This window comes from Kitasatospora sp. NPDC090091 (assembly GCF_044747365.1).
Classification (GTDB): domain Bacteria; phylum Actinomycetota; class Actinomycetes; order Streptomycetales; family Streptomycetaceae; genus Kitasatospora.
In genome coordinates, this window is record NZ_JBIVDY010000002.1 from 56,869 (window position 1) to 70,308 (window position 13,440).

General features: G+C 70.6%; 14 protein-coding genes. 3 read left to right on the forward strand and 11 right to left on the reverse strand.

Annotated elements, in window-relative coordinates:
• Positions 1-253: 253 nt before the first annotated feature.
• The 3 genes from ACIPSC_RS03210 to ACIPSC_RS03220 all read right to left on the reverse strand — a co-directional run bounded on the left by ACIPSC_RS03210 (position 254) and on the right by ACIPSC_RS03220 (position 3,626).
• Positions 254-1,513: a serine hydrolase domain-containing protein gene (locus ACIPSC_RS03210; RefSeq protein ID WP_400822573.1), complete on the reverse strand. Its 1,260-nt coding sequence runs from the start codon at positions 1,511-1,513 to the stop codon at positions 254-256.
• Between the two features lie 318 nt (positions 1,514-1,831).
• Positions 1,832-2,938, reverse strand: a complete 1,107-nt coding sequence (locus tag ACIPSC_RS03215; RefSeq protein WP_400822575.1) for a sensor histidine kinase — start codon at positions 2,936-2,938, stop codon at positions 1,832-1,834.
• Positions 2,931-3,626, reverse strand: coding sequence for a response regulator transcription factor (locus tag ACIPSC_RS03220; RefSeq protein WP_400822576.1), 696 nt, complete (start codon positions 3,624-3,626; stop codon positions 2,931-2,933). The genes ACIPSC_RS03215 and ACIPSC_RS03220 overlap by 8 nt, the downstream gene beginning before the upstream one ends.
• A 432-nt stretch (positions 3,627-4,058) precedes the next feature.
• On the opposite strand from ACIPSC_RS03220, the gene ACIPSC_RS03225 reads away from it, so the two are divergent.
• Positions 4,059-5,315: a DUF4365 domain-containing protein gene (locus tag ACIPSC_RS03225; protein WP_400822577.1), complete on the forward strand. Its 1,257-nt coding sequence runs from the start codon at positions 4,059-4,061 to the stop codon at positions 5,313-5,315.
• Positions 5,316-5,317: 2 nt separating this feature from the next.
• On the opposite strand, the gene ACIPSC_RS03230 is transcribed toward ACIPSC_RS03225, so the two are convergent.
• Positions 5,318-6,298 carry an ArsR/SmtB family transcription factor gene (locus tag ACIPSC_RS03230; protein ID WP_400822579.1) on the reverse strand — a complete coding sequence of 327 codons (981 nt, stop codon included), beginning with the start codon at positions 6,296-6,298 and terminating at the stop codon, positions 5,318-5,320.
• A gap of 81 nt (positions 6,299-6,379) precedes the next feature.
• Here ACIPSC_RS03230 and ACIPSC_RS03235 point away from each other — a divergent pair, with 81 nt between their 5' ends.
• Positions 6,380-7,687 (forward strand): alpha/beta hydrolase, encoded by a 1,308-nt coding sequence (locus ACIPSC_RS03235; protein WP_400822581.1) that lies wholly within the window; start codon positions 6,380-6,382, stop codon positions 7,685-7,687.
• 385 nt (positions 7,688-8,072) lie between these two features.
• On the opposite strand, the gene ACIPSC_RS03240 is transcribed toward ACIPSC_RS03235, so the two are convergent.
• Positions 8,073-8,771, reverse strand: coding sequence for a DUF1062 domain-containing protein (locus ACIPSC_RS03240; protein WP_400822582.1), 699 nt, complete (start codon positions 8,769-8,771; stop codon positions 8,073-8,075).
• 173 nt (positions 8,772-8,944) lie between these two features.
• On the opposite strand from ACIPSC_RS03240, the gene ACIPSC_RS03245 reads away from it, so the two are divergent.
• Positions 8,945-9,253 carry a WYL domain-containing protein gene (locus ACIPSC_RS03245; RefSeq protein ID WP_400822584.1) on the forward strand — a complete coding sequence of 103 codons (309 nt, stop codon included), beginning with the start codon at positions 8,945-8,947 and terminating at the stop codon, positions 9,251-9,253.
• A gap of 166 nt (positions 9,254-9,419) precedes the next feature.
• Here the strand turns inward: ACIPSC_RS03245 and ACIPSC_RS03250 are convergent, their stop codons facing one another.
• From ACIPSC_RS03250 to ACIPSC_RS03275, 6 genes are all read right to left on the reverse strand, one after another.
• Entirely contained in the window at positions 9,420-9,854 is a 435-nt protein-coding gene (locus ACIPSC_RS03250) for a YdeI/OmpD-associated family protein (RefSeq protein WP_400822585.1), read from the reverse strand.
• 11 nt (positions 9,855-9,865) lie between these two features.
• Positions 9,866-10,279, reverse strand: coding sequence for a VOC family protein (locus ACIPSC_RS03255; protein WP_400822586.1), 414 nt, complete (start codon positions 10,277-10,279; stop codon positions 9,866-9,868).
• A gap of 84 nt (positions 10,280-10,363) precedes the next feature.
• Entirely contained in the window at positions 10,364-10,879 is a 516-nt protein-coding gene (locus ACIPSC_RS03260; protein WP_400822587.1) for a helix-turn-helix transcriptional regulator, read from the reverse strand.
• A 106-nt stretch (positions 10,880-10,985) separates the two neighbouring features.
• Positions 10,986-11,396 (reverse strand): VOC family protein, encoded by a 411-nt coding sequence (locus ACIPSC_RS03265; RefSeq protein ID WP_400822588.1) that lies wholly within the window; start codon positions 11,394-11,396, stop codon positions 10,986-10,988.
• Positions 11,397-11,587: 191 nt separating this feature from the next.
• The gene (locus ACIPSC_RS03270; RefSeq protein ID WP_400822589.1) at positions 11,588-12,709 is read right to left on the reverse strand and encodes a CU044_5270 family protein; all 1,122 of its coding nucleotides are present in this window, start codon (positions 12,707-12,709) and stop codon (positions 11,588-11,590) included.
• Positions 12,706-13,329, reverse strand: coding sequence for an RNA polymerase sigma factor (locus ACIPSC_RS03275; protein WP_400822591.1), 624 nt, complete (start codon positions 13,327-13,329; stop codon positions 12,706-12,708). The genes ACIPSC_RS03270 and ACIPSC_RS03275 overlap by 4 nt, the downstream gene beginning before the upstream one ends.
• Positions 13,330-13,440 lie beyond the last annotated feature (111 nt).

The window sequence follows — 13,440 nt, forward strand, 5'->3', positions numbered from 1 at the left end:
CCGGCAGGCCGTGCTCAGGCCAGAGTGCCGCAAGAGGATCTCCCGCAGTGTGCGTCTGTGCAGCACCTGCTTTGCCGCGGACCGTGGAGGTTCTCGGCGTCAGCGGCGGGTGCGGATCGGTTCGAATCTCGTATCCTCCGCCTTCGCCCGCCAGGGCAAACGGAAGGCCCCGACCGCACGGCGGTTTCTAGCGGTCAGGGCCTTCCGCGTCTCATCGCCTGCGGCCTCTCCGCGTTCCTACCGCCGGACCGTTTCAGCCACCGCCACCGCCACCGCCACCGCCGCCGTCGCCGTCGCCGGGCGACGCCCCGGTGACGGCCTGCATCTCCCGCCCGGTGATCTCCTGCAACGGCAGGCCGTCGCAGTTGCCGAGGACTACGCCGACCCAGCCGGTGTAGGGGTAGATGTTCCAGTGGGCGCTGACGCCTGGGTTGGCACCGCCGCGCCCGAACACCCACTGGCCGTTGGCGATGCGGACCGACATGTCGTAGGCCCCGAACGACGAGCCGCTGTGCGGGATCTTGGCCCCGGTGAGCAATTCGGCCCAGGGCCGGTGCAGCACCGTGCCGTCGCCCAGTGCGCGCGCGAACCGGACCAGATCCGGAGCGGTGGCGAAGCCGCCGTCTCCGGGGGTGTCGATGAAGCCGCGGCCCGGGTTCTTGCCGAGTACCTCCGGGTACGGGCTGCCCTTGTCCAGGTTGCGGACCGCGTCCACCCGGCTTCCGTCGGCCAGCGTCATGTACGGGTGCGCGATGTGCTCGTCGGTGAGCCACTGCGGCCTGGTGCAGAACGCCGAGCCGGTCATGCCGCAGCGCCCGAAGATGTTCTCCTGCACGTAGTCCCAGTACGTCTTGCCGCTCACGGCCTCCACGATCAACGCGGGGATGCCGACATCGGCGCCGGAGTGGCTGGTGCGAGTGCCAGGGGCAGCCACCGGCTTGGACTGCCGGACCCACCGCTCGTGGTACTCGTGCACCTCCTCCCGGCTCCGGAAGATGCGTTGCACGTCCTCATCCGGAGTGTTCAGTCCGGAGGTGCCGGAGAGCAGGTGGTGGATGGTCACCTGCTCTGCGATGTCATCGGCGTAGCCCTTCAGGTAGGTGCCCACCGTGTCCGACAGGCTCAGCGCGCCCTGCTGTGCGAGCTGCAGAACGGCCACCGCACCGAACGGCTTGCCCGCCGAGCCGAGGCTGAACGCGGTGCCTTCGTGATTGCGAATCCCCTTCTCCCTGTCGGCCATGCCGTAGCTGCGGGACAGCACGGTCCTGCCCCGGTGCGACAACAGCACCACGCCGGAGAACTTCCCCTCGGCGGCCAGCTTCGCCACGTACTGGTCGTAGGCTCCGCCAGGACGGGTGGCCGGTGGGATTTCGAAGTCGGTCGGGGCCGGTTCGGCGTGGCGGGGTAGGGCGGCCGCCGGCGGCGCGGCGGCCGCCACCACGCCGGCGGCCGCCGACCCACCCCACCCGAGCAGCCGCCGCCGATTGATACCGCGTACGGAACCCGAATCCATGGTCACGATCCTTTCCTGATCGACAAATCGACCGGTGCAGGTCTACCGGCGACCGCTCGGCAACCGATCACCCACCCGTGTGGCCCTCGTGCCACTACTGAAGACGGAAGACCGTTGCGGTGGCGTACGCGATTCTCGATACGGCCCCGATACGCCGAATCCCCGGCATCGAGGAACTGGCGCGTGCCGGTAGTGCGCCGGTCCTGCCGCTGGTGATCGCGACAGCCCGGCTGCTGCAGGTGCGGACGACTCGTCGGTGAGCATCCGGGTCCGGAACGGCTCCAGGGCCCGGCGGCCGGAGCGGCTGTGCCGGAAGGTCTAGGAGCCGCTCGGGGGCGATGCCTGCGGCGTGCCGGGAAGTCGAACCGTGACGAGGAGACCGCCGGTGGGGCGGGGTGCGAGGTCGATGGTCCCGTCGTGTGCTCGGACGATGCTGTGCACGATGGCCAGCCCGAGGCCGACCCCGACGTGCCCGTCGGTGCGCGTACGTTCCTTTCCGCGTTGGAAGGGTTCGGTGAGGGTCGGCAGGATTTCCGCCGGGACGACCCGGTGGCCGGTGTTCTCGACCCACAGCACGCTCGCGTCCTGCTGCGATTCGATGCGGACCGTGACGGTGCCGCCGGAGGGGACGTTATGGACGATGGCGTTCTGGACGAGGTTGGTCACCATCCGCAGAATGAGCGCCGCGGAACCGAAGATCCGTGCCTTCTCGCCGGTGACGTCGAGCGTGATCCGGCGCCCTTCGGCGAGGGGAAGCAGCGTTTCGGTGGCTTCCTCGGCGATGAGCGACAGGTCGACGGGCTCGCGGGTGAAACTCTTGTGGCCGACGCGGCCGAGCAGCAGAAGGGCCTCGGTGAGGTCGATCGCCCGCGCGTTGACGGCGTGAAGGCGGTCGATGAGTTCACCCTGGTCCCGCGTGGGATCGGTGCGGGCGAGGTCGAGGAGTGTCTTCGAGATCGCCAGCGGGGTGCGCAGTTCGTGGGAGGCGTTCGCGGCGAACCTCTGCTGTTCGCCGACATGGGATTCGAGTTGTTCGAGCATGATGTCGAACATGTCGGCGAGTTCGCGGAATTCGTCGTGGCGACCTCGCATGCGGACCCGGTGGGACAGTGACCCGTTCGCGGCCGCCCGTGCCGCGTCTGCGATCCGCGTGAGTGGTGCGAGCATCCGGCCCGCGAGGATCCATCCGCCCAGGAGGCCGAACGCCAGCAGGAAGGCCAGTGCTACGGCTGCGGCGGGGGCGAAAATGCGCACGAGGAGGTAGCGGTTGGGTGCGACCCCGAGAAGACCCTGGGAGCTGTCCGGTACGTAGCGCAGCAGGAACACCCACACCACGGTCAGCAGGAGAGAGCCGGCGATGAGGAGGAATCCGGCGTAGCTGATGGTGAGTTTCACGCGGGCGCTGAGCCCTGGGCGCCTATTCATGAACGCTGCCGGGGTGAGTGGCGTCCGTACCGGTGTCGATTCGGTAGCCGACGCCGGGCACCGTGGCGATGAGCCATGGCTCTCCGAGCCGTTTGCGCAGACCGGAGACGGTGATGCGGACGGCGTTGGTGAAGGGGTTGGCGTTGGCGTCCCAGGCCCGCTCCAGGAGTACTTCGGCGCTCACGACACCGCCTTCGGCGGCGACGAGGACTTCGAGCACAGCAAACTGCTTCCGCGTGAGCGCGACGTAGCGTCCATCGCGGAAGACCTGTCGGCGGAAAGGGTCCAACCGCAGGCCCGCGATCTCGCTGACCGGGGGTCGGGCGTGCGCGCGTCTGCGGTCCAACGCCCGCAGCCGCATGACGAGTTCCCGGAGCTCGAACGGTTTGGTGAGGTAGTCATCGGCGCCGAGCTCGAACCCGGACGCCTTGTCGTCGATACGGTCGGCAGCGGTCAGCATGAGGATCGGGATGCCGCTGCCGGAGGCGACGATGCGTCGGGCGATCTCGTCACCGGAGGGGCCGGGGACGTCGCGGTCGAGGACCGCAAGGTCGTAGGAGTTGACGCTCAGCAGTTCCAGGGCGGAGTCGCCGTCGCCGGCGATGTCGGCGGCGATCGCTTCCAGCCGGAGACCGTCCCGGACGGCTTCGGCCAGGTAGGGCTCGTCCTCCACGATCAACACGCGCATACCAGGAGCCTAAGCGGCGCGGCATATCGCCGACATATGCTTCTTCACCCGGCTCGGGGTCAACCCCGCCGTCGCCTGCTGGCCCATCCCACACCCCCGACCGTGGCCGGTGGCACCTCGGCGACGGCGGTCTCCTGGCGGTGACCGTTCCCCAGTAGCTCCCGTCGGCAAAAGCCCACCGCACCGGACGCCCATTGCAGCACCAAGAGCCTGAAGATCAGCCCGAGCCTGTGCCCATTCCCACGGCGGCACCACCTGATTGGTCAATGGTCGGTGGCGAGTGGTCTCAGTCCAGGTCATCGGTGGCACCGGCATGAGGCTCGCCTCCGTCCGTGCACTCGGCCCGGTGTCAGGAGCCCACGGCAGAATCACGGGGACAACGCTGCCCCGGAACTCGTCCGGGGCCCATGAGAATCCTGCGGAGAGGGCGACGTGCCGAAGATCCCGAGAGGCCGGCGTGTAGGACAGGCGGCGGTGAACGCGGTCCGCACCCTCCTTGAGGAGCACGACCACATCGTCCAGGAGATATCCGGCCAGAACGACTTCGGCGAGGACCTCTACGTCACGTTCGTCGAGGACGAACACGTGACGAGCGACGTGATCAGGGTCCAGGTCAAGGGCGGGGAGAAGTGGCGCCGGGCCAACGGCTACGCGGTGCCTGTCAGCCACCACGGCGACACCTGGGCGGACGGGAACATCCCTGTCTACTGCGTGGTGTACGACCCGGACAGCAAGCGGCTCTTCTGGGCGAACGCAACACAACAGCTCCGCCGATTCGGCCCCTTCAACCGCCCGAAAGTGATCGGTGTCAGCCCCAACGCGGTACTGGCCGACACGACCATGGGGTCGTTCGTCGCGCAGGCCCGTCGCTACGTGGGGCGATACCGGGGCAGGCAGGCCGTCCTCACTCACCTGGGAGAGATGTCCGGGGTCGAGTTCGACCTGGCGGACCACGTCCTGCACTTCGTCAACGGCTACGACGAAGACCTCATCTTCTGGCGACACCCGGGGGCCGAGCTCGCGACCCTGCTGCACAGCGCACTCGGCTGGGAGCCGCATCTCGTCAGCCTGGCGTCCCTGATGCGCTCCGAAATGCCTCCTCCGGACGTCGAGGTAGCTGGTGAAGCTGCAGTTCGTCTCTGGAATGACCTCGACCTGTCGTCGGCCGAGGACTTGGAGTTGAGCCGATCGGAGATCATGTGGGTCGCCTCCTGCTTCATGTCCACTCGGCAGGCAGACGAGGAGTCGGAGGCCGTAATCGGCTCTGACGAGTGCGAAGGGTGCCCAAGTTGTACGGGCGATGACCCTGTGGAACACGCCAACATCGCAGCAGATGTACTCCACCAGTACGTCATCGACCGAATTACCAGCCGGATCGAGGCCGAGCCGGAACTGCTCCGGCGCTCAATCTCGGTCATGCGCGAGGATGGCGGCCTTGAGCCGGAGATCGTGGCAGAACTCGGGCCCCTCGAAGCCGATCCGCACATCGTCCGGCAGGTGGCGAAACTGAACCGCTCGACCGTGGACAACCTTGAACCGGAAGCGCTCCGATTGGCGCTCCTGTACCTGATCCGTCGCATCTACGTCGGCAGTCCCTCACTCCCGCTGGACGAGCAGGTCCGAATCATCTGGCGAATCCCCGAGCCCTCCGCCTTGATCGAAGACTCTGACCGCTGGAGCAGTGGATGAGATCAGGCGTGCTGCCCCAGCAGCAGGCTGCCGAGTGCTGTGCGCCGGTGCAGAACGGCCTTCCCGGCACGCTCGGTGGAGATCAGGCCGGCGCCGCGAAGGGCCGCGGTGTGGGCGGAAACCGTGGCGGCGCTGATGTGAAGGCGGCGGGCGAGCTCGGTCGTGGTGTGCCCTTCGGCCAGGAGATGCAGCAGTTCGGCACGGGTGTTCCCGATCACCCTTCCGAGCGTCCGCGGGCCGGCGGAGCCGTCGGGCCGCGGCAGGAGGAGGCCGGGGCCGGCCGGATAGGTGACCACGACCGGACGGCCGGGGAGATCGGACAGCAGCGGCCCACCGGACCAGTGGAAGGTCGGCAGGAGAAGGAGTCCGCGCCCGCCGAGGTGGACGTCCCCCGGCGCGCCCGGGAGCTCCCAGACACTGCCGTGCAGACGGGCACCGGGCAGCAGCCCGGCCAGCACCGGGCCGACGCCTTCGGCGAATTGCACCGCACGGCGCACGAACTCGGCATGGTGCAGGTCCTGCACCTGATCCCAGACCGGTCCGAGCAGTGCCTCGAACGCCGAACGCTGCGCACGATGGACCAGCCGCCGGGCCTCGGCGTCGCCCCGGCCGAGGTCGTTGATCCACCCCGGCACCGGCATCCGCGCGGGCCGGTAGACGCGCTCCAACTCTGCGCGGACGAACTCGGAAGGGGCCGTGCGCACTTCTTCCAGCGCTTCCGGAAGGGAGTCCGCCACCACGTCCAGGAATCCCGGTGCCAGGCCGACCGGAACGAGGTCGGCGAGCGGGCGGGCCGCCTTCGGGAGCGCATTCACCGCCCGGCGTCGCCAGGGCCCGTGGAGCAGGTCGTCGCCCCGGCGGCACATCATCGTCAGCGCCACGTTGAGCTCCTGGAGCGGCGCCGGCCGGGATGCGAGGCCGACCCGGGCGAAGTCCTCCGGCGTGAAGTGGATCCGAAGCACGACGCCCCCGCGTGTCGCCACGGACGGCGTCCATGAGGCCATCCTTGAGCTCTCAACCTAAACGTTCGCACGGGCCCGGCCGAGCGGGACAGCCTGTGCCGCATGACCCGCGACTTCACCGTCAACCGACGCACCGTCACCACGTCCGTGCTGCTGGGCTCCGCCGCCCTCCTGCTCGGCGGCACCCGCGCCTCCGCCGGCTCCCGGACCGGTTCTCCGACCGCCGGGGCAACCCCGGGCGGCACCCGCGCCTCCGCCGGCTCCCGGACCGGTTCTCCGACCGCCGGGGCAACCCCGGGCGACACACGGGGCGGCGCCGTCCTCACCCTGCCCGCGCCGACCGGCCGCCACCCCGTGGGCTGCTGGTCGGCCTACCTCGTCGACGCCTCCCGCCGCGACCCGTGGACACCCTCGATCCCGGTACGTGAACTGATGCTGACGGTCTTCTATCCGGCCCGGTCCGTTGCCGGCCTCACCCCGGACCCGCAACTGCCCCCGGAGGCCGCGGCCTTGTTCGGGCAGATCGCTCCGCGCACGCCCCTGCAGTTGCCCGGCGCGGGTGTGGACTGGGCTGCCACCATGTCCCACTCCTTCCCCGGTGCACCCGTGCTGCCGGGCCGGCGGGCGGTACTGGTGTTCAGCCCGGGCGGCGGCGACCCGCGCGGCCTGGGCACCTCCCTGGCCGAGGACCTGGCCAGCCACGGCGCCGTCGTCGTCCTCGTCGACCACCCCGGAGACCCGGCCGCGGTCGAGTTCCCGGCCGTCACGCCGTTCCGGGGGGACGTGGTGCGCCCGACGGTCCTGCGCGGTGATCCCCGCGACCAGCCGCCCCTCTGGCGCACCTTGATCGACACGCGGATCGCCGACCTGCGCTTCGTCATCGATCGCCTGTGCCACGCGGCCGACCTGCCGCTGCCTCCCGGACTCGCCGACACGCTCGACCTGCGCCGCATCGCACTGTACGGACACTCCGCGGGCGGGAGCGCCGTCACCGAGGCCCTACGGGAGAACCGGCAGGTCCGCGCCGGGATCAACCTGGAGGGCTACCTGGACTACCCGCCCGCCGCACCCGGCGGCGAGGCCGAACCGTTCCCGGTCGTGACGGAAGGGGTGGAGAAGCCGCTTCTCCTGCTCGGCAGCCAGGGGTTCACCCGACGGCACGAACTCGACCGGTCCTGGTCCGCCCTGACCGCCCGGTCGAGCCGGTGGGCGCACCGCGAGCGCATCGCCGATGCCAACCACTGGATCTTCACCGACTACGCCGCGATGGTTCCTCAGCTGCAGGCGGCAGGGTTGCTGACGGCGCAGGAGCGGGAGGCGCTCACCGGAGCCGTCGACCCGACCGTCGCGATTCCGAGGATCCGCCGCATCGTCCGCGGGTTCTTCGCACGGCACCTGGCCGTCCGCTGATCGGGGAGAAGCCGCCGCAGACGCCTCGCCCCGGTACCCCGAATACGCCGGCAGCCACAGATCAGAACCGGTCAGCCGCCGAGCGCCGGCGCCCTGGTCCCGGTTTCCGTATCGGTCGGCCGCTGCCGCCCGCTGTCCCTGATCATCACACCAGGGCAGCGGGCGGACTGCACGCAGTTCGAGCCGGTGCTGGAGAAGCGCCCTGCTCCTGCGGGGCTTCCTGCCGGGCAAGCTCCGCAGGAAGCCCCGACAGTCTGGCCGTCCGCATTCGACCGGGAGCGGTACAAGAGCCGGAACACGGTCGAACGGGCCATCAACAGGATCAGGCACGCCGGAGCAGTCGCGGCGCCGCAGCCGCCCTCCTCATCCGGCTCCGCACAGAGTCCTAGGCGTGCGCCGTGGCCCGGCGTGGGAGCTCCCGGCCGGGTGCGGGCGGCAGCCCGATCCGAGCCAGGCCGGCGCGTTCGGCGGCGGACGCATCGACGGACTTCGCGTGCTTGGCCGCATCGACGGAACCGGCACGGTGGATGGTGAGTTCGAAGTCCTGGTGCGCCTTGGCGTCCGGCGCGAACGGCAGGCGGATCCGCCCGTCCGCCACCAGCCGGCGCACCTCGGCCCGGCTGAGGCCGAGACCGAGCTGGAGCAGCCGCTCCACCCGGACCGGCACGGGCAGCTCGAAGCGCACCTGCACCGGGAGCGGGTTCGGGTCGTCGAGCGCGTACAGCGGCATGCGGGTCTCCAGCTCCCACGTCCCGGTCCAGTCGAGCCGGTACCGGTTCTTCGCCGCGAGCGACGCGCTCATCACCAGCTCCCGCACCGCTGCGGGGTCGTTGACCTCGTACGCCACCAGCCTGGCCGGCTCCAGCGCCGAGACGTGGACGCGCTCGTGGACGGGCACCTTCGAGGTCCGGTCGCACGTCGCGCAGCTCAGCAGCAGCCAGACGTCGATCAACTTGCCGTTCGCGTTGGCGCGGATCTTCCCCGAGGCGCGGTGCCGCGTGCCGGGACAGTCCGGGCAGGACCGGACAACGGTGGGCAGGGCGGACTGACGCACGGCCCACAGGGCCTTGCGGTCGGTATTCATATGTGTTGGGTGCTTTCAGGACTCAGCGGGAGGGCATGCCGAACTCACTCGGCGGCTCCCGCTCTCTGACGGATGCTCACGAGAGGCGCGACCCATCGCCCCGGGGCCGGGTCATCAGGCTCCGAGGTCGATCGCGCGACAGGTACGTACTACGTGGCAGTCATCAAAAGTCCATGCGGGCGATCATGATCGAGGCGGCGGCCCGCGGCAACCGAATTTCCCCGCGCCCTCGGCCGGCGGTCGAGGAGATCCTCGCCGGGTACGCGCGCAACCTGTCCTTCACCGACGTCCGCCAGCTGGCCCACGCCGTCGACGGGGGACAGCCGATCAGCGTCGAATACATCGCCACCTCCGGCAGTGCGACCGTCCGCACCCTCAGTCAGCTCGAACTCGATCCGCCCTACCTCCATGCCTGGTGCCACCTGCGCAGCGCCGAACGCATGTTCACCCTCTCCCGCATCCACGGGGTGATGCCCGGGTAGCCCGGGGTGCGCGGGACGAGAGCCCGGAGGCGTGTCGGGGGCAACCCCTCGCTAGGTCGGAACTCGTGTCCTCCGCCGTGATCGAAGGCCCGGACCGCTGGAAACCGCCCTCAGCGGTCCGGACTTCGTCGTTCTGCTCGGCCGGAGCGGAGGATTCTGTTCGGGTTCAGCCTCGCAGGGCGGCGATGGCCTTCTCGATGCGACGCTGACGCGTCTCGGGCTTCTTCGCGTCCTCGATGGCGCGCACGTGTTCACGCTTGCGGCTGTCGGTGAGGCCGTCGAATGCGGCGCGGGCGGCCGGGTCGTCGTCGAGGGCCCGGGCGAGGTCCGCGGGTTCGGCGACGACGCGCGGCTCGGTGTCGAGCTCCAGCTCGACCTCGACCTCGTCGCCCGTCGCGACGCCGGCGGCCTGCCGGTTGGCGTTGCTGAGGCCGAGCAGGTGACGGCCGCGCAGGATGGCGACCCGGCTCTTCCAACGGTGCCCGTTGACGGTGATCGTCACCGGCGGTCGCGCGCCCCCGCCGAGCGCCTCGACCACCTCGGGCGGAACTTCCAGTCCCCGCATGGGCTCGGTCGGCTCGACGAGGGTGCGGAACTTCACGACGTGCTCCTTCACTCCGCGTAGGGCTGGTCGGCGCCCTGGGCGCTGTAGCCGAGGCTCCAGATGTAGCCGTCCGGGTCGGCGAAGGTGCCGCCGTACCCGCCCCACGGCAGGGCGCCGGCGGGCTTGAGGATCTTGGCGCCGGCCTTCGCGGCCTCCGCCAGCACCTCGTCGACCCGCGCCTCGCTGCGGACGACGTAGGTGAGGACCAGCCCGCTGAAGCCGCTGCCGTCCGCACTCGTGCCCACCTGGTCGGCGAGGCCTTCGCGGCTGTAGAAGCCGACGGGCGAGGCGCCGTCCGATTCGAAGAACACCGAGATGCCGTAGTCGCTCTGGATCTTCCAGCCGAGTCCCTCGGTGTAGAACCGCTTGGCGGCCTCCATGTCCCGGACGCCCAGCAGGATCGAGCTCACGTGCGCCTTCATGTCGTTTCTCCATTCGTTCGGGGTGCAGGTACTGCATGAACCATCAGGTCGGCCGCCGTGGCCCCGCACCGCGTCTTGTGACCATCACGCTAGGGGCTGCCCGGTGGTCGGGGCTTCTCGATTCCTGACCGGTCGTGCGACCTGCTTCGCGACGCACGCCGGCATCCCCTCCACCTCGATCGTCGCGCCCGCCGCGTCGCCCGTACCCGCGGCATCGGGATCGACGGCCGCCGCAGCGGCCGCCTGGCGCCGGAAGGCACCGGGCGGCATGCCGACCAGCTCGGTGAAGCGGGTGGTGAACGTGCCCAGCGACGCGCAGCCGACCGCGAAGCAGACCTCGGTGACGCTGAGATCGCCCCGCCGCAGCAGCGCCGCCGCCCGTTCGATCCGACGCGTCATCAGGTACGCGTACGGCGGCTCACCGTAGGCCGCCCGGAACTGACGGCTCAGGTGCCCGGCGGACATGTGCACGTCGCGGGCGAGCGCCTCCACGTTCAGCGGCTGCGCGTACTCCCTGTCGATCCGGTCGCGGACGCGGCGCAGGCGCGCGAGATCTTCCAGGTGCTGTGCCTGTGCACGCCGCCATTCAGGCCTGCCCATGAGAGCCCTCCCCGTTCGTCGTTCGTCTTCCCGTGCCACGGACGTCCAAGAGCGCCCGGGGTTGCCGCCTCGGCGGGAAACCCCGGGCGCTCGGCACCCGCAGGGTTCAGCGCCGTTCCTGGATGCGGACCAGGTTGCCCGCGGGGTCGCGGAAGGCGCAGTCACGAACGCCGTAGGGCTGGTCGGTCGGCTCCTGGACGACCTCGGTGTCACCGGCCTGCACCTTCTCGAACGTGGCGTCGAGGTCCGAAGTGGCCAGCAGGATCCAGCCGTACGTGCCCTTGGCCATCATCTCGGTGATCGTGCGCCGCTCGTCCTCGGTGATGCCGGGATCGGCGGCGGGCGGCGCCAGCAGGATCGACGTGCCGGGCTGACCGGCCGGACCGACCGTGATCCACCGCATCCGGCCCTGCCCCACATCGCTGCGGACCTCGAAGCCGAGGACGTCGCGGTAGAAGGCCAGCGACGCGTCCGGGTCGTCGTGCGGGAGCGCGGTCGTGTGAATGGTGATGTCCATGGTGGGCAGGCTAGGACGAGTCCGTGAGCGGCGCTTCTCGATTCCTGCTCGATCCGGACCGGTCGGGACGTTCGCCGGCATGCAACCCGGAACGTTCGCCGTCCACGGCGGCGCACCCGACACGCCGACAGCGTCTCTCCAGCGGCCGGGAGGCGTCCCGCCCGGGAGAGCGGGCGGGACGGCCGGGCCGGTCAGCTGCTCCGGGCGGGGGTGTCCTTGATGCGGTCGACGACAGCGCGGGTCATCACGGCGTGGGTGAACACCACCGTGCCGGGCTTGATCAGGCCCTGCTCGCCGGAGCTGCCCTCGACCTGGACGGTGCGCTCGCCGAGGAACGCGAGGGTGGTGCTGTCGAAGATCCACTCGGTGCGCTGGCCGGAGGTGTCGTCCAGGCGGGCGACCGCGACCCCGTGCCGGCCCGCGGCGTCGACCGCGTCGTCCACCGTGACCACACCCGGGATCTTCGCCGCGGCCTTGTAGAGCGCCACCGTGAGGGCAGCCGGCGGGTAGCTCTCGCGCAGCAGGTCGCCGATGGTGGTGAACGCCTCCTGATCGGGGGTGCGGCCCTTGCCCCGGGTCTCCGTGTAGATCTTCTGCAGCAGCACGTCGGGGTCGGTGGGCAGAGCGGCGAGGTAGTCGTACGTCGGCGCGTTGAGCGTCGCGGTCGGCGTCTGGCCGGTCTCGGTGGGCCCGGCCAGGGTGATGCCCTCGGTGCCGGTGGTCCCGGGCTCGATCAGCCAGCCCTTGGTGCCGTCCGGGGACCTCCAGGTCTGGCGCAGGTGCAGCTCGTCACCGACCAGGCTGCTCTTGCCGTTGACGCTCCGCACGTGCGTGCCGGCCGACTTGGTGCCGATGTAGATGAACTGGTCTCCGCGCACCGGCGCCGGGCCGGTCACGCCGGCGGCGGCCAGGGAGATTCGGTCCAGCAGCTGCGGGGCGCCCTTGGGGTCGACGGCCCCGATCCGGGTGATCAGCACCGGGCCGGTGGCGGCGACGCCGGCGCCGCGGTCCGTGTCGTCCTGGGTGCCGAGGAGGTGGGCACCGGTCGCGATCGTGCCGGCCAGCACGCAGGCCGCCACGGGCAGCAGGACCGGGCGGCGCAGGAGGGTACGGCGCAGGAACGGGCTGCGCGAGCCCGTGGCTCGGGTGGGCCGCGCGGGGGCGGCGGTGCGGAGGTCGTCGTGGATCCGGGTCATCAGGCGCTCCTTGTGGAACTCGTGGCGGCCCGCCGGCAACTCCCTCCCCACGGAGGGCAGGAAGTGCTCGCTCTGCTCCCGCTCGGCCGGGTGGGGCTGGGAAAGGTCGGCGTTCATCGGGTTCCTCCCTGTGCGGGCCGGACCGCGTTTGCGCGGTCGCCATGTGTCTGTCGCGGTCGATCGGCGAGTTCCCGGCTCTTCTTCCGCAGTTCCGCGTCTGCGAGCTTGCGCAGCTTCGTACGGGCCCGGGACAGCCTGGAGCGGACGGTGCCGATCGGAACCCCCAGGACCTCCGCGGCTTCGGCGTACTCCAGGCCCTCCTGCAGGCACAGCAGGAGGACTTCGCGGTCCGGGCGCCGCAGCGCGCTCAGCTGGTTCAGCGTGACCGCGATCCGTCGCAGGTCGTCGAGCCGGCCGGCCACCTCGTCGGCGTGGTCGGGCACGGCGACCGGGAGCGCGGCAGCGGCTGCGGCCGCGGCCCGGTAGCGCCGATTGCTGCGGCAGTGGTTGCGGGCGAGATTGGTGGCGACGCCCAGCAGCCACGGCCGGAGTGAGCCTCCCTCGGGATCCACCGCGGTGCGCCGCCGCCAGACCTCCATGAAGGTCGCCGACATCACGTCCTCCGCGACGGACCAGTCGCCGGTCAGCCGGAAGGCATGGTTGTAGACGGCGCGGGCGTAGCTGTCGAAGAGCTCCGCGAAGGCATCGGGGTCCCCGGACCGCACCCGGGTTCTCATCTCTGTGGTCACTCCTGTCGGCTGTCCGGCTCCGGCGGCCGGGTTCCCATGACGCACGTCACAATCGACGCCGCCGGGGGGCGGGGCGGCGTGAAGTGTCCCGGGGTCCGC

Bases quoted from the DNA above. Each gene is read 5' to 3' on its own strand.
- ACIPSC_RS03210 (WP_400822573.1), bottom strand. From the start codon at position 1,513: ATGGATTCGGGTTCCGTACGCGGTATCAATCGGCGGCGGCTGCTCGGG.
- ACIPSC_RS03215 (WP_400822575.1), bottom strand. From the start codon at position 2,938: ATGAATAGGCGCCCAGGGCTCAGCGCCCGCGTGAAACTCACCATCAGC.
- ACIPSC_RS03220 (WP_400822576.1), bottom strand. From the start codon at position 3,626: ATGCGCGTGTTGATCGTGGAGGACGAGCCCTACCTGGCCGAAGCCGTC.
- ACIPSC_RS03235 (WP_400822581.1), top strand. From the start codon at position 6,380: ATGACCCGCGACTTCACCGTCAACCGACGCACCGTCACCACGTCCGTG.
- ACIPSC_RS03240 (WP_400822582.1), bottom strand. From the start codon at position 8,771: ATGAATACCGACCGCAAGGCCCTGTGGGCCGTGCGTCAGTCCGCCCTG.
- ACIPSC_RS03245 (WP_400822584.1), top strand. From the start codon at position 8,945: ATGCGGGCGATCATGATCGAGGCGGCGGCCCGCGGCAACCGAATTTCC.
- ACIPSC_RS03255 (WP_400822586.1), bottom strand. From the start codon at position 10,279: ATGAAGGCGCACGTGAGCTCGATCCTGCTGGGCGTCCGGGACATGGAG.
- ACIPSC_RS03260 (WP_400822587.1), bottom strand. From the start codon at position 10,879: ATGGGCAGGCCTGAATGGCGGCGTGCACAGGCACAGCACCTGGAAGAT.
- ACIPSC_RS03265 (WP_400822588.1), bottom strand. From the start codon at position 11,396: ATGGACATCACCATTCACACGACCGCGCTCCCGCACGACGACCCGGAC.
- ACIPSC_RS03270 (WP_400822589.1), bottom strand. From the start codon at position 12,709: ATGAACGCCGACCTTTCCCAGCCCCACCCGGCCGAGCGGGAGCAGAGC.
- ACIPSC_RS03275 (WP_400822591.1), bottom strand. From the start codon at position 13,329: ATGAGAACCCGGGTGCGGTCCGGGGACCCCGATGCCTTCGCGGAGCTC.